A 22,320-nucleotide genomic window follows, 5' to 3' on the forward strand; every position below is an offset into this window, starting at 1 on the left:
TTCAGCGCCCTGAAGAACGAACGGGTATCGCGTGCGCCATACCGGATCCATGGATCTGTGACTCGCCGCATGCGTCAACGGGCCGAAGTCCGATCGGAAACACGCGAATCCCCTCGGCCTTCAGCGGGGGTCATTGCCCGCTCGATGGCGATGGCGATGGCGATGGCGATGTCGGCAGTGGGCAAGCACGCACTCCTCGTTCGAACCGCTTGTCCGGCGGTGACCAGATGCTTCACTGTCCGACTTGGAAATCGCTTGGCGTGCGCTTGGACCGCTTCACCGCGCGATCCCGACTGAGGGCCTGCCGGAACCCGCCACCGCCGGCCCTCGTCGCATGAGCAGCATCGACCGGGGGCAGCGTCGAGCAGGACGCCGGTATCGGGCCCATGTGAAACATGCGGGAAACGGACGCTTCCTACGCTGAGGCAGATGCGCCACCTGACTGTCCTTGAAGCCCCCACCGAGTGGAGCCGGTTCACCGAAGGTTCCGTCGAACGCCGAATGCTGATCGCCCTCGGCGACCGGCTCGGTGTCACGCTGCGTCCGAAGCCGCTCATGCTGCCGGACGGCAACCGTGTCGAGGTCGAGGGGATCGACGCCGACGGCCGGGTGCTCGTCCAGCTCGTCGGCAATCAGGGCACGTACAAGCCCGCCTACCGCAACAAGGTCATGGCGGACATGTTCAAGCTGCTCTGGTTGCGTGACGCGGTGCCCACCGCCGAGCGTGCGGTGCTCCTTGTCTCCGAGCTGATCGTGCAGGCGCTCGGCGGCTGGGTGGGAGGCGCGGCGGCGGACCTCGGGATCGAGATCTACGTCTTCGACGGCAGCACGGCCGTAACGCTGAGGCAGTGAACGTAATGTCCATGAAACAAGAACCGGTGACGGAGCGAAACACAGGGCTCCTACGGTCGGACACACCTAAGCGGATTTCCGCGTCGCAGTCTCTCGCACTCGCTACGCACGCTCTCCGACTTCCAGGATCGGGCCTTCGTGCTCGCGACATGGATGGGAGCGTGAAGGTGACTGGTACGCCAGCACTTGAGTTGCGATCCGTACACCGGGTCTATGGATTCGGGCCGTCCGCCACGAACGCCCTCGACGACGTTCACCTGACGGTGTCACCCGGCCGCTTCGTCAGCCTCATCGGGCCCAGCGGCTGCGGCAAGTCGACGCTGTTGCGCATGGTGGCCGGCCTTGAGCAGCCCGACCGCGGCGAGGTCCGGGTGCATGGCGTGACGCCGGCGAAAGCGTGCGCCGCCAAGATGATCGGACTCGTGCCGCAGAGCCCGGCGTTGCTGCCGTGGCTGTCCGTGCTGCGGAACGTCACACTGCCGCAGAAGATCAACAGGGGTGCTGCCGGGCGCCGCGAGCGCATCGGCGGCTTCGAGAAGCGGCAGGCGGCCCCGGACATGCGGGACCTCCTCGTCAAGGCGGGTCTCGGCGAGGCCATGCACAAGCTCCCGGCGCAGCTGTCCGGTGGCATGCAGCAGCGTGCCGCGATCGTGCGCGCCTTCGGCCTGCGGCCCGACGTGCTCGTCATGGACGAGCCCTTCTCGGCCCTCGACGAGTTCACCCGCGAGAGTCTGCAGGACCAACTGCTCGACCTGTGGGACGAGTTGAAGACAACGGTGCTGTTCGTCACCCACTCCGTCTCCGAGGCCGTCCGGCTCTCCGACACCGTGGTCGTCATGGCGCCGCGGCCGGGCCGCATCGTGGACACCATCGACATCGGCCTGCCCCGGCCGCGCGGCGAGAACCTCTTCCGGGAACGCGGCTTCCACGAGTACGAGGACCTGATCCGAGACCGCCTGCGCCATGCCTGGCACGGCGCGGCCGCGTGAAGGGGGTGCGGGAGATGACCGTGGCCGACGAACGCACCGGCATCGCTGCGTCTCCGGCGGCCGAGCCGGAGACGCCCGTCGAACCGTCGCGCTTCAGCCTCAGCCATCCGAGGTCCCGGATCGCGTGGATCCGTCCCTCCGTGTGGCTGCCCCTCACCGTGATGCTGGCCGTCCTCGCCGTCCTGTGGCAGTGGGGAGCGAAGGAACTGCCCTACCTGCTGCCACCGCTGCCGAAGATCGGCGACTCGCTCACCACGGAGTTCGGCTACTACGTCGACAACGCCCTGGTCACCCTGGGCGAGGCGACGGCCGGCCTCGCGCTGGGGTTCGTCGCCGCGGTCGTCCTGGCGGTGCTGACGACCGAGCTTCCCGTGGTGCGCCGGGCGGTCATGCCGATCGCGGTCGTCCTCAACGTCACTCCGCTCGTGGCGATCGCGCCGGCGCTCGTCGTGGCCTTCGGCTTCGGCCCGCTGCCCAAGCTCGTCATCGCCGGCCTGATCTGCTTCTTCCCGATCCTCATCAACACCGCGGCCGGTCTGCGGTCCGTGCCGCAGCAGGTGCTGCAGGTGTACCGGACGATGGACGCGAGCCGCTTCGAGCTCCTGCTGCACGTGCGCTTCCCCAACGCGCTGCCATTCCTGTTCGCGGCGCTGCGCATCGTCTTCCCGCTGTCGATCGTCGGCGCCGTGGTGGCCGAGATGTCGGCATCCGGATCGACCCGCGGCCTCGGCACCGCGATCAGTGTGGCCTCGTCGATGAACCAACTGCCGGTCGTATACGCCTCGATCCTCGTCCTCGCGGTCCTGGGCGTGCTGCTGCTGCTCGTCGTGACGCTGGTGGAACGCCGTGTCCTCCACTGGCACGACAGCGCGCACAACTGACCCGCCCTCACATCTCTGTCCCCGGTGGCCCGCGATGGCGGGGCACTCGGCGCCCCATGCCCTGATCCGCGCCGTCGGCACCCCTTCGCGGGCGCCTCTCCTCAGTCACCCCTTCCCCGGCGGCCCTCGCCAGTTCGGAGTCACCCATGCAGTCCCGCCTCATCAGATCCGGCCTCGCCTCCCTCGCCGCCGTCGCACTGACGGCCGGTGTCGCGGGATGCGGCTCGGACTCCTCCGGCAGCACCTCGGCGGGCTCGGAGGGTTCCGCGATCTCCGCCGCGCGGTGCGCCGAGAACAAGGCCGCCGGCAGGATCACCTACCTGTCGGGCTACCAGTACCAGTCGTCGGTGTCGATCCTCGAGTACATCGCCGCCGCCAAGCTCGGCTACTTCAAGGACCTCTGCCTCGACGTCGCCCTCAAGCCCGGCACCGGCGACACGGCGCAGAACACCAAGCTCCTCGCCAGCGGACAGGCCACCGTGAGTCCGGTCGCCGAGCAGGACGTCATCCAGGCCCGGGCCAACGGCATCGACATCACCGGCATCTCCTCGTACTCGAACGCCGGCCTCGAAATCCTGATGACGAACAAGGACATCACCAAGCTGCCCCAGCTCGACGGCAAGGTCGTCGGCCACAAGGGCTACGTACCCGCCACCGTCCAGGCGATGATGGTCAAGGCCGGCGTCAAGTGGGACTCGCTCAAGCTGGTCAAGCAGGGCTACGACCCCTCCGTACTGCCCCGCAGGCAGGGCGGCCTGGAAGCGCTCACCGGATTCGTCTCCAACGAGCCCAACCAGCTCAAGGCGGCCGGCGTCGACATCACGGTGTGGAAGCCGGTCGACTACGGCGTCCCGAGTTCGCTCGGCGCGATGGCGGTGAACCCGGCGTTCGCCAAGGCGCACCCGCAGGCCGTCCAGGACATCGTGCGCGCCGCGCTGCACGCCTACGACTACTGCGGCGCCGACGACAAGCACATCGCCGAATGCGTGGGATACGCGGCACAGCTGTCCGGACCGACCTACGACAAGAAGCTGAACACGGCCATCTGGAAGACCGAGACGCAGGTCGTCAAGGACAACCCGACACCCGGACAGCCCCTGGGCGGCATCGACCTCGGCAACGTCACGGGGCTCGTCGGCATGCTGCACCAGTTCAAGATCGTGCCCGGTAGCGTGACGGCCGACCAGGCCCGGGGATGGTTCGACGCTTCCTTCGCCAAGAACGTGTACGCCGCCGGCAAGCTCGTCTGGCCCGCACCGTAGCCGCATCCGCCCCGCGCCCCCAGCAGCCCGCACGGCTCCCGGCTCCCCGCACGGCGCCGGCGATCTCACAGAAGGACTCACCCGCATGCCCGCGAAAGAGTACGGAATCTTCCTCCCCATCGGGAACGGGGGATGGATGCTGTCCACGACCGCGCCACACCCCGAGGCGACCTACGCGTGGAACAAGCGTGCGGCCATGCACGCGGAGACCATCGGCCTCGACTTCGTCATGTCGATGGCGAAGTGGCGCGGCTTCGGCGGCAGCACCGACCACTGGGGCCGCTCGCTCGAATCGATGACGATGATGGCGGCTCTCGCCGAGGCGACCAGCCGGGTCAAGATCTGGGCGACGCTGCACGCGAACGTCCACAACCCCGCCCTCGCGGCGAAGATGTACGCCACCCTCCAGGACATCTCCGGCGGCCGAGCCGGCATGAACATCGTCAACGGCTCCTACGCGGGCGAGTTCGAGCAGTTCGGCGAGTGGGACCCGCGGCTCAGCCACGCGGACCGCTACCGGATGACGGAGCTGTGGACGGAGGCGGTCACCCGCCTGTGGACCGAGGACTCCGTCACCATGCACACGCCGTACTTCGACCTCGTCGACTGCGAGTCCCGCCCGCATCCGGCCACCCGCCCCACCCTCATCAACGCGGGCAGGTCGGAGGACGCGCGGCGCTTCCAGGCCAAGTACGCCGACGGCGCCTTCCTCTCCGCCGAGAGCCTCGACGAGATGCGGGTGCTCTCGGCGGACGTCCACGACCGGGCGAAGGCCCACGGCCGCGTCTGCAAGACGTACTCGATGCTCACCGTCGTCCAGGACGAGACCGACGAGCTGGCCGCCAAGAAGGTGAAGGAGTGGGGCGCGGGTCTCGACCGCGAGGCGCTCGCCCGCATGCGCCGCACCTGGGGCATCCCCGAGGACCAGGCCCGCGCGTGGGCCGACGGCGCCGACGGCGAGGCCGCGTTCCAGACGCCGTACGTCGCGGGCTCGACGCGGACCATCACCGATCACATCGAGTACATCGTGCGCGAGGCCGACCTCGACGGACTCATGCTGATCTTCCCGGAGTACGACGAGGACATGCTGCTGTTCGGCGAGACCGTACTGCCCGCCCTGCGCGCCCGCGACGAGGTGGCGGCCTGATGCCCGATCTGCGCGACACCCAACTCGCCCACCTCACCCGGCCCGGCAGCAGGCCCGCGCTGGTCGTGGTCGACGTACAGCGCGACTTCGCCGATCCCGAACGCCTGGCGGCATACGGCCTGACGGACGCCGCACTGGCGGCGCTCGACCAGGCGGTCACCCGCGTGGGGGACCTCGTCGACGCCGCGCGTGCCGCCGAAGTACCCGTCTTCTGGGTCGAGTTGGGCAGTGACCCGGCCCGTCCGTGGCGAGCGGGCAACTGGCTGCGCGGCGGCGACTACGACGCGCCCATGAGCCCGGCCGAACCGTGCGTCCTCGGTACGCCGGGAGCCGAGTGGTACCGCGTACGGCCCGCCGAGGGCGAACAGCGCGTCGTCAAGCGCGGTTACAGCGGCTTCCTCGACACCGATCTCGCCGCGCGGCTTCATCAGGCCGGCTGCGACTGGCTCACCGTCGTGGGCCTGACCAGCGAGTGCTGCGTCCACGCGACCGCCCAGGACGCCCTGCAACTGGACTGGCCCGTCGTCGTCCCCCGGGATGCCACGGCCGCCTACGACCTCGACGTCAACGCCGCCGCCCTCGTCCAGCTGGGGCTCAACGTGGCCGTGCTCGGCGACGCCGACGAGGTCGTCGAGATGTGGAAGAAGGCAGCGCGATGACCGGCATGCACATCGGCTACGACCTCTCCTTCACCCACACCGAGGGTGCGTGGGCACGGCCGGGCTCCTGGGCCGGGCACGACTTCCCGGACGTACGCATGTACATGGAGCTGGCGCGGACCGCCGAGCGAGCCGGCGTGGACCTGCTGTTCTTCGGCGACGGAAGCGGTATCCCCAGCACCTGGCGGGGGAGCATCGAACCGGCCGTCGAGTGGGGCATCCAGTGGCCGCGCCACGACATGTCACCGGTCATCGCGGCGATGTCCACCGTGACCGAGAGGATCGGCTTCGGTCTGACGTACTCCTCGACGTTCATGCACCCCTTCTACGTCGCCCGGCTGCTGAACTCGCTCGACCACGTCACGGGCGGACGCATCGCCTTCAACGTGGTCGCCTCGACGCGCGGCGCGGACGCGGCGAACTACGGGTTCAACGAGCTGATGGACCACGGCCTGCGCTACGAGCGGATGGAGGAGTTCGTCAAGGTCTGCCGGGCACTGTGGGACTCGGTGGCACCCGACGCCATCGTGCGCGACCGGAGCACAGGCCGGTTCGCCGACCCCGCGAAGGTGCACCCGATCGACCACCGGGGACGGTTCTTCACCGTCAAGGGCCCGCTGGCGTCCGTACCCGGTCCGCAGCACCACCCGCTCGTCGTCCAGGCAGGCAACTCGCCCCGCGGCATCACCGCGTCGGCACGGCTCGCCGATCTCGTCTTCGGCTTCGGCGGCGACCTCACGGCCCAGCAGCGCCACCGCAAACTGCTCGACGAGGCGCTCCTCGCCGAGGGACGGGATCCCGCGCGCGTGGGCATCCTCTGGGCCACGCAGGTGATCGTCGGCCGTACGACGGCCGAGGCACGGGCCCAGCGGGACTCGGTGCACGAGTTCTGGCACGAGGAAGCCGTCGCCACCTACCTGTCGCACAACGCCGGTTACGACTTCTCGACGCTGCCGGAGTCCTTCCGTCTGGCGGAGCTGCGCGACGAGATCGTCGCGGCCAACGCGAGCCCCGCGGGTCTCGTCGGCTCACTCGTCGCGGAGTTCGGCGAGGACCACACGATGAGCCGCGGCGAGTTCTTCGAGCACGGCCGCGAACGGGCCACGGGTCTCGACCACGGCATCGTCGGTGACCCCGCCACCATCGCCGACGCACTGGAGGAGAACTTCGCCGCCACCGGATCGCTCGGCGGCTACATGTTCTCCTGCCCGGCGGCCATGCCCTCGGGCTTCGGCGCGATCAGCGAACTGCTGCTCCCCGAACTGCGCCGCCGCGGTGCCCTCGCACCGGCCTACCCGGGTGCCACGCTGCGCGAGAACCTGGCGGTGTGAGATGACCACAGGGAGCGAGCGACGCGACTGGCTCGCCCTGGGCAGTCTGTGCGCGGGGTTCTTCATGCTGCTGCTGGACAGCACCGTCACCTCGGTCGCGCTGCCCGCGCTGATCACCGGCCTGCACACCAGCGAGACCCTCGCGATCTGGGTCAACAGCAGCTACCTCATCGCCTGCGCGGTACCCCTGATCATCGCCGGCCGGCTGGGCGACCGCTACGGCCACCGGCGCGTCCTCCTGGTCGGTCTGGCGGCCTTCACACTCGGGTCGCTGCTGTGTGCGCTGGCCCCCGGCGTCGAGGCACTCATCGGATGGCGGGTGGTCCAGGGCGTCGGTGCCGCGCTGATGACACCGCAGAGCCTCACCATCATCAAGGCACTGTTCCAGCCGCCGCGCCTCGCCACCGCGCTCGGCACCTGGGGCGCGGTCGGCGGAGCCGCGGTGGCCGCCGGACCGCTGGTCGGTGGCCTGCTCGTCGCCGTCGGCGGCTGGCCCGCCGTGTTCTGGGTCAACGTCCCGGTCGGTGTCGCCACGATGGCCGCCGTGCTGGCGTTCGTGCCCTCCCTCCCCCGTCAGAAGGCGCGCATCCCGGTGTGGGCCATCTGTGCCAACGCGGCCGGCGTCGGCGCACTCGCGCTCGGTATCCAGGGGACGGATGCCGCGAGCGCCGACGTGCTGGGCCTGCCACGCTGGCTGCTGGCTTCCTTCGGCGCGCTGGTCGTCGTGGCCGTGGTCTGGCTGCAGCGTCGCGACGGACAGCGCGCGCTCGTGCCGGTCGCCCTGCTGCACAGCCGCGGGTTCGTCACCGCTGCCTGGGGTGGCGGCGCGGCGGCCTTCTGCTCCGGCTCGGCGATGATCCCCCTGATGCTCTACCTCCAGCAGGAGCGCGGGCTGACTCCCGGCGCGGCGGCTCTCACCCTCGTACCGATGGGCGTGGTGTGCCTGCTCGGCGCGCCGGTCTCGGCCCGGCTCAACAACGGCATCGGCTCGCGTGCGGTCGCCGTGATCGGCTCGGTGGCGCTCGTCCTGTCCATCGGGGCGTCGGCCCTGCTCGTCGCCGCCGACGCGCCGGTCCCCGTTCTGACCGCCGTCTTCGCGGTGTACGGGGTGGCCAACTCGTTCGTCTGGTCCCCTCTGTCGATCGCGGCGATGACCGCGGTCGCTCCCGACGAGGCCGGAGCGGCGTCGGGAACCTTCAACGCCGTCAAGCAACTCGGCGCGGTGCTGGGCAGCGCGGTCTGCGCCGTTCTCCTGGCCGCAACCGGCTACGCGGCGACCCTCGGCGGCCTCGCCGCAGTAGGACTGCTCTGTCTCCTCGCATCCGTCCTCCTGCGGGTCGACCGTCCCGGAGACGGGTTCTCCGCGGCGTCCGCCGCATCGCCCGCGCTACCCACAGGAGTCGCCGGATGAAGGCTTTCGCCGTCGTCGGAAACCCCAAGGCAGGTTCGTGCACCCGCGATGCCGCCGAACGCCTCGCCACAACCCTCGGGCTCGACTGCGAGATCGTCGAAGTCACCTCCCTCGGAGCCGGCTTGCTCGGCTGGGGCGACCCGGACGTCACCGCGGCCGTCGCGCGGGTCGGGTCCGCCGACATCGTGATCGCGGCATCCCCCACCTACAAGGGCACCTGCACCGGCCTGCTCAAGCTGTTCCTCGACCAGTTCCCCACAGCGACCGGCCTCGCCGGCCAGGTGGCGCCGCCCCTCATGCTCGGCGCCGGACCTGGGCACGCGCTCGCCCCCGAACTCACCCTCGAACCAGTGCTCGTGGAACTCGGTGCGACATGTCCCGCACAGGGTCTCTACCAGCTCGACTCCACCTGCACGACGGATGACTCACTCGCCCGCTGGGCCGGACAGTGGGGTCCGATCGTCCTCGACGCCGCGAAAACGGGAGCAGTCCGATGACCGCACTGAAGGGTTTCACCTCGGATCACGCCGAGGTCAAGAAGGCGTTCGCCGGATTCCCCTCCGGAGTCGCGGCCGTTTCGGCACGCGTCCACGGCGAACCCACCGTCATCATCGTCTCGTCGTTCACCGTCGGAGTCTCACTCAACCCGCCCATGGTCTCCTTCGCGGTGCAGCACACCTCGACGACCTGGCCGGTGCTGTCCCGCGCGGACACGATCGGGGTCTCCGTCCTGGGAGAGGAGCACAGCGACAAGACCCGCCAACTCGCGTCCCCCAGCAAGGAGAACCGGTTCGCCGGCGTCGAGACGGTCCAGGCGGAATCCGGCGCGATCTTCCTCCAGGGTGCGCCGGTCTGGCTGGAGTGCGCCATCGAACACCGCTACCCGGCCGGCGACCACGACATCATCGTGCTGCGCGTGCTCACCATGCTGACGGACGACGACCACAACCCGCTCGTCTGGCACCGACAGACGCTGAAGATGCTGGAGTGCTGACGCGATGACGGCGCTCTCTGCCGTTTCCGCCGCGAGCGGGTTTCCGCCTTCGTCAGTCGCGGAACGGCGCGGACGTCGTGGTGTTGCCGGTGGCCGTGATCAACAAGGCGGTACCCGTGGTGCACTGTGACGGGCGACTCGTGCCCGGGGTGCGGGACATGTTCCAGCCGGGTTCACAGCTCACGCCCGCGGTTTCCCGCTGATCCGTACAGCGGGACGAAGCGTTGTACTCTCCGCGCGGGTCTGCCGGTTCACCTGCGGGAACGCGGGGTGCGGGCGACGCCATACCGGCAGCGGGCCGGGTCGCGGCGTCAGGACCTTGCGACCCCGTCGTAGGTGATCCCCCGGTTCACGAGTGGTGCGGGTCGGCGCCCTCTGACGCGCTCTGGACCGTGAGAAGACGTATCGACTCCGCGTCGCCAACGGCGCGCCGGCGGTGGGCGGTTCCGCCCGGGTAGCGGATTGGGCGGCCCCCAGCATCCGCTCCGCGCCTCCGGGATCGACCACCGGCAGGCCCTCGCCGAAGCGCACCAGGTGCGCGGATCCGGCCCGGCCGGGGTGCCGGGGCGTGGCACCGCCGCGGTGGCCATGAGGGCTTGCCGGGTGGTGCCGAGGGCGCGGGCGATCCGGTGCAACGAGGGCATGCTCGGCCTGGTCAGACCGCGCTCAAGCCGGCTGCGGAACGGATGCGGGAGTCCGGCGCGCTCGGCGAGCCGCACCAGGGTCGGCCCTCGCTCCTTGCGCGGTTGCCGGATCGAGGCGCGAGCCGACCCCGCTCGCGCTCACCACCCCCTGCAGGTCTGCCAGTTGGGCTTCAGCTTCTTCCCTTGACGGAGCCTCAGTCGATCACCGCGGCCCGTACGCACAGCACGTCCGGCAGATGGGACGCCAACTGCTGCCAGCTGTCGCCGTCGTCCGCCGACGCGTACACCTCGCCGTTGCGGTTGCCGAAGTAGACGCCCGCCGGGTCCGCGTCGTCCGTGCACAGGGCGTCGCGCAGCACCGTGCCGTAGTGGTCCTCCTGGGGCAGGCCAGCCGACAGGGGCTCCCAGTTCTTGCCCGCGTCCGCCGTACGGAAGACCCGGCACCGGTGGTCGGCGGGGACACGGTCCGCGTCGGCGTTGATCGGGAAGACATACGCCGTGTCGCCGCGGTGTGGATGGGCCGCCACCGCGAAACCGAACGTCGAGGGGAGGCCGGCCCCGATGTCCGTCCAGTGCCCGCCCGCGTCGTCGCTCCTGTACACACCCCAGTGGTTCTGGAGGTAGAACCGGTCAGGGTTGGCCGAGTCCTTCGCGATCTTGTGCACGCACTGGCCGAACTCCGGGTTCGGATCCGGCAGGAACACCGCGGAGACACCGGAGTTGGACGGGACCCAGCTCGCGCCGCCGTCGGTCGTGCGGAACACACCGGCGGTCGAGACGGCGACCGTCACCGCGCGCGGGTCGCGCCCGTCGGTGACGATCGTGTGCAGGCCCTCCCCGCCGCCGCCCGGTACCCACCGGGAGCGGGTGGGGTGTTCCCACAGCGGGCGGACCAACTCGAAGGACTCGCCGCGGTCCTCGGAGCGGTACAGCGCCGCCGGCTCCGTGCCCGCGTACACCACGTCCGCTTCCGCCGTCGACGGGTGGAGCTGCCAGACACGCTCCAGCGAGGCGCCCGTCTCCTTCGGGAACTTGACCGCCGGCTGCGCCGGTTCGGTCCACGTCCGGCCCAGGTCGTCCGAGTGGAAGACCGACGGCCCCCAGTGGGCGCTGTCACCGCCGACCAGCAGCCTCGGGGTCTCACGCCGGGTGTCGATCGCGACCGAGTACACGGCCTGCGCGTTGAAACAAGGGCTGTCGTCGAACTCCCACGTGCCACCGCGCCGGTGCCCGATGAACAGGCCTTTGCGCGTGCCGACCGTGAGCAGTACCTCGGTCATGCCGATCACCTCCGGGGACGTCTTTGTCCAGTCATCGGCCAGTCTGCACCCCACCACTGACAGTCACCTCTGGAAGCGGCGTTGTCGCAGGTCGGAGCGGTTTGTCGGCGGGATGTGACGGAGACCTCGGGCCGGCCGTGAGCAGCGGCGGGACATCGCGCGTATGGGAGGACGGCAGGGCATGTCCGTGTGCGCGTGAGGAGGATGCCTTCGATGGCGGCATTCCGTGGTCCCAGGGTGTGGCTGTGGCGTTGGCGGCGGAATCCGCTGAGGCGCCGGGTGGATGCCGTGGAGGGCTGGGCCGTACTGGCCACCTGGGCACTCATCGTGCTCACCGGAGTCCTCGTCGGCCTGGTGTCGACCCACTCCGTCGAACAGGGGCTGGCGACGGAGCGCGCCGAGTGGCGTCCCGTGACGGCACTGGTCGTGGAGGACGCGCCCGGCACCGTCGGCAGCGAGAAGGTGTGGGCGAAGGTCCGCTGGAGCGCCGCCGACGGCACCCGGCATACCGGTCAGGCCCGGGTCGACTCGGGCAGCACCGCGGGCAGCCCGGCGACGGTCTGGACGGATCCGCAGGGCCGCCTGGTGTCGAAGCCGGCCACCGAGTCCGAGGCCCGCCTCAGGGCCGCGCTGGTCGGCGCCCTGGCGGGCGCGAGCGGGGCGACCGTGCCGTACGTCGCCTGGCGTCTCCTCCGTGGCCGTCTGGAGCGACGGCGGATGGAGGAGTGGGACGAGGCGTGGGAGCGGTTCGACCCGATGTGGGGGCGCAACACACGCTGACCCGTGCCGAGGGAAGCGGGGAACGGGGAGCGGGAGGACGGCGGCCCGTCGCCCCCAGTGCGTGAGCGCCGACAGCGGATGCGGGGCGCGTCCGTACGCGTTGGGCAGGCCCGGAGGACGCCGCCGCTCACGGGTCTGCGGCGCGGGGCCGGGGCCGATGAGGCTGCGGCCGGGCCCAGGTGCGAGACCGAGTGGCCCGGGTCGTCCGGTTCGGCGGAGTCGGCCGGCGGCTCCGCCACCACGGGTACCGTCCGTGCGTCCCCCGTGCGGGCCGGGCCGTTGAGCGCGCGGCTCACGGCAGGACGACGGCGGCTGTACGAGGCGGATGCGGGCCGCCTCGTACAGCCGCCGGAGGGGGGATGGATCAGCGGTACGTGATGTCGCTCGTCGCGTACTTGCAGTATCGAACGTGCATCGCTCTGGCGCCCTCGCTGTGATCTGGATCTGGGCCGTGACCTGGCCATCTAGTCTTTCTGGTTCTTTCTCGGTGTTTCGCGATGTGTCGTTCAGCACCCCCCTGGGAACTCCCTGAAGGGCTTCGAACCCCCTCTGAACTCCCTGAGATTGAGCCCCGTAAGAGGGGGTGTAGGCCTCGTGTAAGAGGCTGTGAGCTGGAAAAATAGCAGCCCCCCCTGCGCCAGCTGACGACGCAGGGGGACTTCCGATGCCCCTGACCAGGTCCCGGCCCGCGACGCGGTCTGCCTGCTGGACGTGCCGACGTACAAGACCGGCACCGCGTTCACCAAGCCGGTCGATCCGATCCTCGGTCAGGCTCTCGGTGCGTGGCAGGCGATCCGTCCGGAGCAGCCGAAGCTCACCGACCGCCGCACCGGCGACCTGGTGGACCTGCTGTTCGCCACCCGGGCCCGGAAGGTTTTCCTCCGCCTACACCAACAACACCGTCATCCCCATGCTCTGCCGCAAGGCTGGCGCCCCCGCCGCCGACGTGCGTGGGAACATCACCAGCTGCCGGGCCCGGTCCACGATCGCCAGCCAGGTCTACAACGCGAAGGAGCCGATGGCTCTGTTCGAACTGTAAGCCTGGCTCGGCCACTGCTCGCCGCAGAACACGCAGTTCATTTTTACGCGAAGATCAGCCCGACGACGCGGGTACTTCACCAGTGCCGTCCGCACGATCGAGGCCCTTGTCGACCGCGACGCGGTCACCTCCAGCGCCGCCGCGCCGGGTGAGTCCTGGCAGTACTTTGACCTCGGCCACGGCTGGTGCAACTACACCTGCTTCGAGCAATGTCCGTACCGCACGGCCTGCGCCCGCTGCTACCTCTACACGCCGAAACACTCAGCAAAGCCCAGCTCATCGAGGCGAAGGACAATCTCCAACGCATGCGGGCAGCGATCCCGCTGGCCGACGACGAACAAGCCGCCGTCGAGGTCGTGTCCCTTGTCGTGGTGTAGCCGATCATCCGGCGGTCGTGTTGGTGGTGTTGGGTAGTGCGGGGGCGCTTTCGGGTCGCTCGGCGGGGTAGAGCTGATCCATGCTTCCCTCGGGCAGGTAGCGGCGGGGGAAGGCGATCCACTCGTCGTGCAGTTCGAAGAGCACGGCGGTGACCAGCCGCAGGAGCGCGTCGTCGTTGGGGAAGACCTGGACGACGTCGGTGCGGCGCTTGACCTCGCGGTTGATCCGCTCCAGCGGGTTCGTGGACTGGATCTTCTTCCAATGTCGCTCGGGGAAGGCAGCGAAGGCAGTGAGGTCGTCCTTCGCCTCCAGCAGCATGTCTTTGACCTTGGGAAACTGTGTGCCGAGCATGTCGGCGACGGTGCCGAGCTGGGTTCGGACCGCGTCGGTGGTGGGCTGGGCGAAGATCGTGCGGATCGTGGCGGCGGCCATCTCGGCCGCTTCCTTGTTGATCACGCTGAACACGTTGCGCAGGAAGCGAACGCGACAGCGCTGGTAGGCGGCCCCGAGCATGACCTTGCGGATGGCTTTGACCAGCCCCAGGTGGTGGTCGCCGATGACGAGCCGGACCCCGGTCAGACCGCGTTCGCGCAGGTGACGCAGGAACTCGGTCCAGAACACCTCGGTCTCGCTGTCGCCGACCATCACTCCCAGCACCTCGCGGCCGCCGTCCTCGGTGATCCCGGTGGCGATCACCACGGCCCGCGAGACGATCTGGTGCTCGACCCTCGCCTTGCAGTAGGTCGCGTCCAGATACACGTACGGGAACCGGACATGATCCAGGGGCCGGCCGCGGAACGCGGTCAACTGGCCGTCCAGGTCCTGGCAGATCCGGGAGACCTCGCTTTTGGAGATCCCGGTGTCCGCGCCGAGTGCCTTGACCAGGTCGTCGACCGACCGCGTGGACACGCCGTGGACGTAAGCCTCCATGATGACGGCATACAGGGCCTGGTCGATGCGGCGGCGCCGCTCCAGCAGAGCGGGGAAGAAGCTGCCCGACCGCAGTTTGGGGATGGCGAGGTCCAGGTCGCCGGCCTGGGTGCTGAGCGTCTTGTCGCGGTGGCCGTTGCGAAGCGCGGTGCGTGTGTCGGTGTGCTCGTTCCACTCTGCGCCGATCCGGATCGTGACCTCGGCCTCGATCAGCTCCTGGAGCATCCGCTCGGACACATGGCGGACGAGTTCGAGCCCGTCCGCCGAACGTAGTGACTCAAGCAGCCGGAGTAAGTCATGCTGAGACAGGGCCATCCTGCACCTCCCGCGTTGAACTGCCCGTTCACTACGGAGAGTTGCACGATGGCCCACCTTGCGGGCAGGGAGCGAAAACCCATTGGCATACGCCCCCGGCGCACTCCCTCACCTTGATCGGCTACACCACGTCAAGGCAACACCGTTGCTTTTGCCGGGCGGCGTTGTTGTCAAGGGGCCCATCCGTCAGGGATCACTTCGGTGTGGAGGGTGTACTTCTGAGCCGTTCGCGGGTGGCGGTTCCGGTTGAAGGGGTACTTGCTGTATCTCTTCAGCATCCGCGACTTCACCCGCCACCGGCGTTGCGGCGGCATCAGGTTGGGCCTTCCCCCGTGAAGGTGGGCACGCGGTTATTGATCACGCGGCGAGCGTGAGTTTAGCGGTGCGGTGTCGGTGTTCGTATTCGTTGGGGCTGAGGTGGCCGTTGGCGGAGTGCCGACGGCGGGTGTTGTAGCGGGTCAGCCAGGCAAATACCGTCTTTCTGCAGGTGCCGGCGTCACCGTAGTCGCGGGCGCCCTGGAGGGTCTCGCGCTTCAGGGACGCGTGGAAACTTTCGCAGGCCGCGTTGTCCGCGCTGGTGCCGACCGCGCCCATCGACCGGGTGACCCCGAGCTGGTCGCAGAGATCCCTGAAGGCCCGGGAGCCGTACTGGGCCCCGTGGTCGGAGTGGAACACGGCGGCGTCCAGGCCGCCGCGGGTAGAGGCCGCCATCCGCAGCGCGTCGGCGACCAGGTCGGTGCGCATGTGGCCGGCGATGGACCAGCCGACGATCTTGCGGCTGAAGCAGTCCAGCACGGTCGCGAGATAGAGGAACTCCCCGCCTGCGAGCGGGAGATACGTGATGTCGCCCATGTATTTCAGGCCGGGTTCGGTGGCGGTGAAGTCCCGCTGGAACAGGTCCGCAACCGGTGAGGCTGCCGGGTCCGCGACGGTGGTGCGCACGCGTCTGCGCAGGCGGATACCGGTGATGAAGAACGTCCGCATGATCCGGGCGACCCGCTTTTCGTTGACCCGCCGCCCTTTCGCGCGGAGCTCGGCGGTCACGCGTGGGGAGCCGTAGGCGCCGCCGGACTCGCCGTGGACCTCACGGATCTCCTCGGCCAGGACCCGGTCCTTGTGCTGCCGGGTGGCCCGGGCATCGGCGCCGGCGAGCCACTTGTAGTAGCTGGACCGGTTCACGTCCAGGACCTGGCAGAGCCGCTTCACCTCGTAGGTGTCCCGGTGGTCGTCAACGAACTGGAAGCGGCTGATCACCAGTTCGTCTCTCCGGCGAAATACTTGGCCGCCTTGCGGAGGATGTCCCGCTCGGTGGCGAGCTTGCGCTCACTTGCCTCGAGCTCGGCAACCCGGGCCTCCAACTGCCGCACCCGCTCGTCCGGATCAGCGGACGGCACCGCCTCCTCACGTTGGGCGGTCGGCTTTGCAGCCGCGGCGGTGATCCCACGTCGTTCGCGGTCCCGCAGCACCCACTCCCGCAGAGTGGCCCGTTGACGCCCAGGTCAGCGGCGATGCTCTTGTAGATCGCCCCGGGTGTCGACTCGTACAGGGCCACGGCATCGGCCTTGAACTCGTCCGAATAGTCCTTCATCGCCATCGGCGGTCTTCTCGCTTCCTCCGGATCAAGCAGATCCAGTATCAGCGTGTCCACCACTCAGGGGGAGGCCCCCTGGTCGCGCATGGTGTGGTCGACATCGAGCCTGTCTCCGGGTACCTGGGCGGGTCGGTGGTCTCGGTGTGGGAAGGGATGCGGCCGCTGGTGGAAGCGGAGCGGGCCAAGAGGGCGGGCAACGCCATGCCGGATCCGAACCGCTGGCAGGAGTACTTCGAGAACCTCTACCACCTGGTCCGTGAGATCCCCGCAGACCAGGCCCGCGCGTGTACCGAGCTGTGGAGGCTCCCGCGCCCATGATGCCCGACGAGGTGCTGCTCCGGGCGTTCACGCTGCCCGGCCTGCGGCTCCTGCTACGACAGGCGACTGGTCACTGTCTGCCAGTCCCGGGATCCAGATGTTCCCGGATCTGTCGGTAGAGGTCGGTGACGGGGGTTGGTGGGTTGGAGTGGTGGGCTGCGAAGTGGGAGCCGACGCGTGGCTTGCTGCGGCCGTGCTCCTTTCTGGCCTGTTCGTACAGTTCGGGATCGAGCTCGGTGAGCAGGGCTTCGAATTCGCCGCCCTTGTTGCCGTCGGTGCCGAATTCGTGGGCGAAGGTGAACACGCCTGCTTCCTCCCAGTAGTCCTTCCAGTGGGTGAATGTGTCGCTGGGGTCCGGCTGGCCGTCTGGGAGAAGGTTCTTGGCTGTGAGGTGTTCGTACAGGCGGCTGCCGTGGCTGAGTGCGGGACCGTCTGCGACGATTGCCCAGGGGATGCCGAAGGCTTCGAGATAGTCGATGTAGCCGTGGAAGGCCGTGTCCCCGTCGACCTTCATCAGGCAGATGTTGGCGGCACTGAGGGGGCCCCATTCGGGACAGTGGGTGCTGTCCCACCACAGGCCCAGAGCGCCGGTTTCGGTGGCGCCTTCACACAGGATGACTCCGGCGCCGAACAGCAGAGCCCGGGCCTCCGTTGTACCCAGACGCTGCAGCCATCTGGTCCGCTCCTGTACAGACAGATCCTGGGGTGTGCGAAAGACCCGCGTACCTGACGGGTGAGGGGCCAACCGCACGATGCGGGAAAGATCCGCAGGGGTGCTGGCGGGCACCAGATCGGCGCTGTGAGTGATCACGATGCACTGGGCACGGGAGCTGAGTACCGGCATGAGGCGGCGCTGGAGGGTCGGCTCCAGGTTAACGGCGGGCTCATCGAGGACGATGACACGGCCGGACTTACCGGTGAGCAGGGTGCTCAGCAGGAGCGCTTCCTGGATGCCGGCCCCGGCAAAGGCGATAGGTACTTCATGGTCACCGTCGACGACGGTGACATCGATGAGCATCGTGCCCGGTTCCTCGGGATCCGGGGATGCCTGCACACCCAACGCATGCCCGGTCAGATCAGTGAACAACTCCTTGGCCTGCGCATAACGCTGACGCAGCGCCAGAGGACCGTTCTTGCACCGGTACAGCTCGCCGGCCGCTCCACTGCCGTCCCGCAAGTCGAAAGGACGCTGAAGGGCCTGGTGGGAAAAGCGTCGTTCCAACGGGAGACGGCGGTTGTCGGTGATCACGATGCCTTGGCGCAGGATCGCGGCCAGTACGTGGATGAAGTCGAAGGACCGGTTGTCGATGTCGCGCGTGCCCAGCCTGCCGGCCAGGTCCAGCAGTGTGACGGGCAGCGGGCTGGATCCGTCATTCGGTGGTGTCACGCTAAAGGACAGAGCCTCGACTTGGGACGGCGGAAGAACCTTGGTGAAGTCTCCTAGGCCTGCGGGGCGTTGCTGCCACCATTGGCTGAAGTTTCGGGTCTGGGCAGGCACCCTTCCTCGGGCTTCGGCCGGGCCCAGGCGCAGGAAGCTGGACCCGCCTACGAGCTGGATGTGCCATGTGGCGTCGGCGTGGGTGAACTCCCAGGCCGCGAACCACGGCTGGCTCCAGGCTGCGTCGTAGTTCACATGCAGGGTGCCGGTCCACAGCGGGAACAACGATGCGGGATCGAGCTGGTCGCGTATGGCAGCGTCCAGTTGAGCTCGGGTTGGCAGGCTGGGGGAGGACGCGCTGTCTGCCCCGCATACGAAAGCAGCCTTGACGAAGGCGGCAACCAGTTCTTGTTCCCAGGACTGATCAAGCTCGATCTTTACGGCAGCCTGGAAGGATGTGGCGCCGAAGCGTCCTGCCTGGGTGTACAGGTCCAGCCGATCGGCTGCTGGGTGGCCGCTGTAGTGCCCGACGACCGTACTGATCAGGTCCACCACCCTGCCGAGGTTGGACTTACCCGCGCCGTTTGGGCCAGTGACGACAATGGGCTGACCAGCCAAGTCCAGACGCAGATCGCCGCACGACAAGAAGTCGCGACAGCCGACACTCAATACTCGCAAGGGGAGCCACCTCGGATTTCCATCTCCGGCATTCTTCCAAAAAGGGGTGGGAACCGCGCGGCTTTTGCGGCTACACCCAGTTGAGTCCGAGGTTGGCGAGCTGCTTGAGTTTGTCGGTGGTGAGCTTGGCGCGGCGGATCTTCTGGTTCATGATCCACACCCCGAGTCGGACTTCTGCGCCGTCTTCCAGCCGCTCTGTGTGGCCCCTAGGCCGTGTCTTCGAAAGATCTTGAGTGGTGGATCATGGTGGGGTGATACGCCGCCATGAACTGTCCGATGCCGAGTGGGAGTTCGTCGGGCCGCTGCTGCCGGTGTCGCTGCGGGACCGTAAGCGGCTGGACGACCGCAGGGTGCTGAACGGGATCGTGTGGAAGTTCCGTACCGGGACGGCCTGGCGGGACGTGCCCGAGCGGTACGGCCCGTGGGCCACCCTGCACACCCGCTTTCACCGGTGGGCGCTGGACGCACCTTCGAGCGCATGCTCCGGGCCGCCCAGGCGCACGCCGACGCGTCCGGGGACATCGACTGGCTGGTGTCGGTCGACTCCACCATCGTCCGCGCCCACCAGCACGCCGCCGGGGCCCGAAAAGGGGGGCCCGCAGTCCCGGCCTCGGACGCTCCCGAGGCGGACTGACCAGCAAAATCCACCTGGCCTGCGACGGTGCCGGCCGCCCGCTCGCCTTCACACTCACGGGCGGCAACACCAACGACTGCACCCAGTTCACCGCCGTGATGGAAGCGATACGGGTGCCCCGCACCGGCCCGGGACGGCCCCGCACACGGCCTGGGCGTCCCGGGCCATCCGCACCTGGCTGCGGCGGCGCAACATCGGCCACACCATTCCCGAGCGGGCCGACCAGGTCCGCAACCGGCTCCGACGCGGCAGCCGGGGCGGGCGCCCGCCGGTCTTCGGCAAGCAGCTCTACAAGCGCCGCAACGTGGTGGAACGGTGCTTCAACCGCCTGAAGCAGTGGCGCGGCATCGCGACCCGCTACGACAAGACCGCCGAGTCCTACCAAGCCGCCGTCACCCTCGCATCACTCCTGGTTGAGGGCCTGTACGAAGCCTTCCGCCGGTTGCGTCAGGTGATGGAGGAACAGGCCCGGCGCGAGCCGTCTGTTGTGGTGTGGGAGACCTGGGAGACGGAACTGGGACGTGCCGCCATCGCCCGGCACAACTTCCAGTTGGCATGCATTCGGGGGCTGCGGCGGACCCCGTCGACCGAGGTGGAAGAACCGTACGGATAAGCCGAATGAGTGGGTGCGGTCCAACCGGGCCCGCCCGTCCAGCCATTCATCGACGGCGGACCCGATGTGCGCAGCCTGACGGCCGGCTCAACGCCCTCCCTCCCCGTGCTGTGGCTACGGTCACATCACTCAGTGTTGTGCGAGGGCTGGTCGCGGAGGACGGTGGTGACCGGCGCGGGGCCGATAAGAAAGAGCACCATGAGATCGAGCACTGATCGGGTCGCGGAACTCTTCGGCACGGACGAAGTCCGAAGCCTCCTTGCCACCAGCCTCTCTGACTTCAAGTCCTATGCCTTCTCCGAGCTGGCCCGCGCAGCACGCGACCGGCTCGCCGACACCCCGGCCCACAGCTTCGGCATTCTCGCGCGGGAACTGCGTCGCGCCGGCCTGGCCATCCACCACGCCCGCGACACCGGCCAGCATGCAGGAGAAGACGCAGCTCAGCTCGTCACACTCACCCGGACTGGCTGTGACTGGTGGGCAAGCACGGTGGACCGCGATGGACCTGCCCTTGTCCGAGCCCACCTCGTCGATCCCTGCGAACAACTGCTCTGCGCAAGCATCACTGATGAACGCGACGACGGCTACGCGGCGCTGCGCGGACTTGCCACCCGGCTCGGATCTCACAGCGGCTTCACGTCTCGCTGGACGCTGCACATCGACGACGGTGCGTAACACGCACGTGCATGCCGCTCTCACCAGCTGCGACGGCGCCGACCCCGTCGTGGTCACGACCGCCTCGCCGGGCACCCTGGCGGCGCTCCTGGACGTGTTCCACGTGGCTCTGCACCTTGGTGTCCGGCCGCGACGGCCCGGGGTCTCATGTCGGAGGTCATCCCTGTTGGCGGCCCGGAACTCGGTGTCGACGACGCCGGAGGCGAGGTGGGTGATGCGGCCTACTCGGTCGCTGCGGCGCTCTTCTTCTTCTGCCGCTTGGCCGGTGGTGGTTCTTCGACGGAGGCGCCGTTGTTCATCCGGGCACTGGCTTCCAGGACCTGGTCGATGATGCGGCGGCGCATTTCGCTCTCGGGGTCCTCGCCCAGGTTCTGGGCCAGGCGCTCCGCGGTCAGGTAGTAGCCGGTCAGGACCGGCTGCTCGAAGTAGCGGTTGAGCTGGCTCAGGGTCTGCCCGTACATCTGCAGATAGGTGCGGTTGAGGAAGGCGGAGAGCGCCGCGGCGACCCCTGCGATGGCGGCGACGAAGACCTTGGTCTGGCCGTTGGCGAAGTACAGGCCGGCTGCGAAGCAGCCCACGATCACCAGCAGGCCCAACGCCATCGCCCGTTGCGAGGACAGGAAGGACCGGTCGGCTTGATCGGTGGCGATCCGGTGGTATTCGTCGATCTGGGACTGGTTGAGCTCCAGAAGCGTGGCCAGGGGCGTGACGGTCTTGAGGTCCGCGAGCTTCTGCGCGTCGATCTCCTTCTGCGGCTCGGTCGCCTCTTCGGCCGCCTGCAATTGGAGATCTTCCCGGCGGATCTGTTTGACCAGCAGGTAGATCGCGACCCCCGAGACCGCAGTCACTGTGACGCCTATCAGGATCCACAGCCATAACGGCACGCGTCCACGCCGCCATTGCCGATGGCCAGGATCACCGCAGCCGCAACGCTCAACAAAGGGAGAAGGGACGGCGGGGAGCTTGTTCTGCGGTAGCGGCCGCCGGTTGTGCGTGCGCTCGGCAAGGAACCCCCTGGACTTCTGCATACGGCGCCACGGCCGTGCAGTGATCAGTTCAACCGGGCGAGTGTGGCAGCCCGTCATCTTCCCGCCCAGCACGTGACCAGCCAACTGCGGCCACACAGAGGCTGAACCGACCATGCCGGCAGAGCGCGCAGGAGGGCACTGCGTACGCGGACATCGACCGCCAGGCGCTCGAGGAACAGGTGCCTGATCTATAGCCTCGGTAATCTTGAGGTGGCTTCTTCTCGGACTGTCGCGGCGAGGGAGCTGTTCGGGCGGGTGTACACGTATTCGCGGGCGGCTTTGATCTGCAGCACGTTCATCTTGTCGACCTCAGACTTGGCGAGGCGGCCGTAGAGGGGAGTCGGCCCCAGTGCCAGCATGCGGTGGGGGCCGACAGGGAGGACGGTGGTGTGCGAGTCGAGAAGGGCCATGCCGTGGGAGAGGATGTCGCCTTCCTTACACCACCGCTCGCCCTCGGTGCTCCTGCGGCAGATGGACGGCAGCGGGGCGCTCGGGCAGAACGGGCTCGCTGGC

21 protein-coding genes and 2 pseudogenes are annotated in these 22,320 nt (G+C 68.6%); 16 read left to right on the top strand and 7 right to left on the bottom strand.

The genetic code is table 11. From position 1 onward, the window contains the following. Positions 1–429 precede the first annotated feature (429 nt). The 10 genes from ACW4TU_RS40550 to ACW4TU_RS40595 all read left to right on the top strand — a co-directional run bounded on the left by ACW4TU_RS40550 (position 430) and on the right by ACW4TU_RS40595 (position 9,526). Positions 430–852 carry a hypothetical protein gene (locus ACW4TU_RS40550; protein ID WP_457421761.1) on the top strand — a complete coding sequence of 141 codons (423 nt, stop codon included), beginning with the start codon at positions 430–432 and terminating at the stop codon, positions 850–852. Positions 853–1,019: 167 nt separating this feature from the next. After that, positions 1,020–1,841: an ABC transporter ATP-binding protein gene (locus ACW4TU_RS40555; protein WP_457421763.1), complete on the top strand. Its 822-nt coding sequence runs from the start codon at positions 1,020–1,022 to the stop codon at positions 1,839–1,841. A 14-nt stretch (positions 1,842–1,855) separates the two neighbouring features. Continuing rightward, positions 1,856–2,722 carry an ABC transporter permease gene (locus ACW4TU_RS40560; RefSeq protein ID WP_457421765.1) on the top strand — a complete coding sequence of 289 codons (867 nt, stop codon included), beginning with the start codon at positions 1,856–1,858 and terminating at the stop codon, positions 2,720–2,722. A gap of 146 nt (positions 2,723–2,868) precedes the next feature. After that, complete coding sequence (locus tag ACW4TU_RS40565; protein ID WP_457421767.1) at positions 2,869–3,984, top strand: ABC transporter substrate-binding protein; 1,116 nt, start codon at positions 2,869–2,871, stop codon at positions 3,982–3,984. An 85-nt stretch (positions 3,985–4,069) separates the two neighbouring features. Further along, on the top strand, positions 4,070–5,131 hold the full coding sequence (locus ACW4TU_RS40570) for an LLM class flavin-dependent oxidoreductase (RefSeq protein WP_457421769.1): 1,062 nt from the start codon (positions 4,070–4,072) through the stop codon (positions 5,129–5,131). Next, a complete protein-coding gene (locus ACW4TU_RS40575) occupies positions 5,131–5,790 on the top strand; it encodes a cysteine hydrolase family protein (RefSeq protein ID WP_457421771.1) in 660 nt (219 codons plus the stop codon). Before ACW4TU_RS40570 ends, ACW4TU_RS40575 begins: the two co-directional genes overlap by 1 nt. Beyond that, the gene (locus tag ACW4TU_RS40580; RefSeq protein ID WP_457421773.1) at positions 5,787–7,121 is read left to right on the top strand and encodes an NtaA/DmoA family FMN-dependent monooxygenase; all 1,335 of its coding nucleotides are present in this window, start codon (positions 5,787–5,789) and stop codon (positions 7,119–7,121) included. The genes ACW4TU_RS40575 and ACW4TU_RS40580 overlap by 4 nt, the downstream gene beginning before the upstream one ends. 1 nt (position 7,122) lies before the next feature. Next, a complete protein-coding gene (locus tag ACW4TU_RS40585; protein ID WP_457421775.1) occupies positions 7,123–8,532 on the top strand; it encodes an MFS transporter in 1,410 nt (469 codons plus the stop codon). Next, complete coding sequence (locus ACW4TU_RS40590; RefSeq protein WP_457421777.1) at positions 8,529–9,029, top strand: NAD(P)H-dependent oxidoreductase; 501 nt, start codon at positions 8,529–8,531, stop codon at positions 9,027–9,029. The genes ACW4TU_RS40585 and ACW4TU_RS40590 overlap by 4 nt, the downstream gene beginning before the upstream one ends. Then, complete coding sequence (locus ACW4TU_RS40595; protein ID WP_457421779.1) at positions 9,026–9,526, top strand: flavin reductase family protein; 501 nt, start codon at positions 9,026–9,028, stop codon at positions 9,524–9,526. Before ACW4TU_RS40590 ends, ACW4TU_RS40595 begins: the two co-directional genes overlap by 4 nt. 311 nt (positions 9,527–9,837) lie before the next feature. Here ACW4TU_RS40595 and ACW4TU_RS40600 read toward each other — a convergent pair whose 3' ends face one another. Then, the gene (locus ACW4TU_RS40600) at positions 9,838–10,245 is read right to left on the bottom strand and encodes a helix-turn-helix domain-containing protein (protein ID WP_457421781.1); all 408 of its coding nucleotides are present in this window, start codon (positions 10,243–10,245) and stop codon (positions 9,838–9,840) included. Between the two features lie 119 nt (positions 10,246–10,364). Beyond that, on the bottom strand, positions 10,365–11,450 hold the full coding sequence (locus ACW4TU_RS40605) for a WD40/YVTN/BNR-like repeat-containing protein (protein WP_457421783.1): 1,086 nt from the start codon (positions 11,448–11,450) through the stop codon (positions 10,365–10,367). Positions 11,451–11,663: 213 nt separating this feature from the next. Between ACW4TU_RS40605 and ACW4TU_RS40610 the strand changes: the two genes are divergently transcribed. The 3 genes from ACW4TU_RS40610 to ACW4TU_RS40620 all read left to right on the top strand — a co-directional run bounded on the left by ACW4TU_RS40610 (position 11,664) and on the right by ACW4TU_RS40620 (position 13,646). Then, positions 11,664–12,230: an Rv1733c family protein gene (locus ACW4TU_RS40610; RefSeq protein WP_457421785.1), complete on the top strand. Its 567-nt coding sequence runs from the start codon at positions 11,664–11,666 to the stop codon at positions 12,228–12,230. Positions 12,231–13,140: 910 nt separating this feature from the next. Continuing rightward, positions 13,141–13,269: a hypothetical protein gene (locus ACW4TU_RS40615; RefSeq protein WP_457421787.1), complete on the top strand. Its 129-nt coding sequence runs from the start codon at positions 13,141–13,143 to the stop codon at positions 13,267–13,269. 209 nt (positions 13,270–13,478) lie between these two features. Next, positions 13,479–13,646: a hypothetical protein gene (locus ACW4TU_RS40620; RefSeq protein WP_457421789.1), complete on the top strand. Its 168-nt coding sequence runs from the start codon at positions 13,479–13,481 to the stop codon at positions 13,644–13,646. A gap of 4 nt (positions 13,647–13,650) precedes the next feature. Here the strand turns inward: ACW4TU_RS40620 and ACW4TU_RS40625 are convergent, their stop codons facing one another. Then, the gene (locus ACW4TU_RS40625) at positions 13,651–14,892 is read right to left on the bottom strand and encodes an IS256 family transposase (protein WP_457421791.1); all 1,242 of its coding nucleotides are present in this window, start codon (positions 14,890–14,892) and stop codon (positions 13,651–13,653) included. A 357-nt stretch (positions 14,893–15,249) separates the two neighbouring features. Then, a pseudogene (locus ACW4TU_RS40630) lies at positions 15,250–16,486 on the bottom strand (IS3 family transposase). A gap of 87 nt (positions 16,487–16,573) precedes the next feature. Here ACW4TU_RS40630 and ACW4TU_RS40635 point away from each other — a divergent pair. Further along, complete coding sequence (locus ACW4TU_RS40635) at positions 16,574–16,801, top strand: hypothetical protein (RefSeq protein WP_457421793.1); 228 nt, start codon at positions 16,574–16,576, stop codon at positions 16,799–16,801. A gap of 70 nt (positions 16,802–16,871) precedes the next feature. On the opposite strand, the gene ACW4TU_RS40640 is transcribed toward ACW4TU_RS40635, so the two are convergent. Continuing rightward, a complete protein-coding gene (locus tag ACW4TU_RS40640; protein ID WP_457421795.1) occupies positions 16,872–18,734 on the bottom strand; it encodes an ATP-dependent nuclease in 1,863 nt (620 codons plus the stop codon). Between the two features lie 377 nt (positions 18,735–19,111). Here ACW4TU_RS40640 and ACW4TU_RS40645 point away from each other — a divergent pair. Next, positions 19,112–19,906 (top strand): annotated as a pseudogene (locus ACW4TU_RS40645) (IS5 family transposase); the annotation flags it as partial. A gap of 396 nt (positions 19,907–20,302) precedes the next feature. Then, positions 20,303–20,779: a hypothetical protein gene (locus ACW4TU_RS40650; protein ID WP_457421797.1), complete on the top strand. Its 477-nt coding sequence runs from the start codon at positions 20,303–20,305 to the stop codon at positions 20,777–20,779. Positions 20,780–21,000: 221 nt separating this feature from the next. Here ACW4TU_RS40650 and ACW4TU_RS40655 read toward each other — a convergent pair whose 3' ends face one another. Together ACW4TU_RS40655 and ACW4TU_RS40660 are read right to left on the bottom strand one after the other, a co-directional pair. Continuing rightward, the gene (locus tag ACW4TU_RS40655) at positions 21,001–21,627 is read right to left on the bottom strand and encodes a TRADD-N-associated membrane domain-containing protein (protein WP_457421799.1); all 627 of its coding nucleotides are present in this window, start codon (positions 21,625–21,627) and stop codon (positions 21,001–21,003) included. 368 nt (positions 21,628–21,995) lie between these two features. After that, the gene (locus ACW4TU_RS40660) at positions 21,996–22,217 is read right to left on the bottom strand and encodes a hypothetical protein (RefSeq protein ID WP_457421801.1); all 222 of its coding nucleotides are present in this window, start codon (positions 22,215–22,217) and stop codon (positions 21,996–21,998) included. Between the last annotated feature and the right edge of the window lie 103 nt (positions 22,218–22,320).

The sequence above is a fragment of the Streptomyces kryoterrae genome, assembly GCF_054072135.1.

Bases quoted from the DNA above. Each gene is read 5' to 3' on its own strand.
- ACW4TU_RS40550 (WP_457421761.1), top strand. From the start codon at position 430: ATGCGCCACCTGACTGTCCTTGAAGCCCCCACCGAGTGGAGCCGGTTC.
- ACW4TU_RS40560 (WP_457421765.1), top strand. From the start codon at position 1,856: ATGACCGTGGCCGACGAACGCACCGGCATCGCTGCGTCTCCGGCGGCC.
- ACW4TU_RS40565 (WP_457421767.1), top strand. From the start codon at position 2,869: ATGCAGTCCCGCCTCATCAGATCCGGCCTCGCCTCCCTCGCCGCCGTC.
- ACW4TU_RS40570 (WP_457421769.1), top strand. From the start codon at position 4,070: ATGCCCGCGAAAGAGTACGGAATCTTCCTCCCCATCGGGAACGGGGGA.
- ACW4TU_RS40575 (WP_457421771.1), top strand. From the start codon at position 5,131: ATGCCCGATCTGCGCGACACCCAACTCGCCCACCTCACCCGGCCCGGC.
- ACW4TU_RS40580 (WP_457421773.1), top strand. From the start codon at position 5,787: ATGACCGGCATGCACATCGGCTACGACCTCTCCTTCACCCACACCGAG.
- ACW4TU_RS40585 (WP_457421775.1), top strand. From the start codon at position 7,123: ATGACCACAGGGAGCGAGCGACGCGACTGGCTCGCCCTGGGCAGTCTG.
- ACW4TU_RS40590 (WP_457421777.1), top strand. From the start codon at position 8,529: ATGAAGGCTTTCGCCGTCGTCGGAAACCCCAAGGCAGGTTCGTGCACC.
- ACW4TU_RS40595 (WP_457421779.1), top strand. From the start codon at position 9,026: ATGACCGCACTGAAGGGTTTCACCTCGGATCACGCCGAGGTCAAGAAG.
- ACW4TU_RS40605 (WP_457421783.1), bottom strand. From the start codon at position 11,450: ATGACCGAGGTACTGCTCACGGTCGGCACGCGCAAAGGCCTGTTCATC.
- ACW4TU_RS40610 (WP_457421785.1), top strand. From the start codon at position 11,664: ATGGCGGCATTCCGTGGTCCCAGGGTGTGGCTGTGGCGTTGGCGGCGG.
- ACW4TU_RS40615 (WP_457421787.1), top strand. From the start codon at position 13,141: ATGCTCTGCCGCAAGGCTGGCGCCCCCGCCGCCGACGTGCGTGGGAAC.
- ACW4TU_RS40620 (WP_457421789.1), top strand. From the start codon at position 13,479: ATGTCCGTACCGCACGGCCTGCGCCCGCTGCTACCTCTACACGCCGAA.
- ACW4TU_RS40625 (WP_457421791.1), bottom strand. From the start codon at position 14,892: ATGGCCCTGTCTCAGCATGACTTACTCCGGCTGCTTGAGTCACTACGT.
- ACW4TU_RS40650 (WP_457421797.1), top strand. From the start codon at position 20,303: ATGAGATCGAGCACTGATCGGGTCGCGGAACTCTTCGGCACGGACGAA.
- ACW4TU_RS40660 (WP_457421801.1), bottom strand. From the start codon at position 22,217: ATGGCCCTTCTCGACTCGCACACCACCGTCCTCCCTGTCGGCCCCCAC.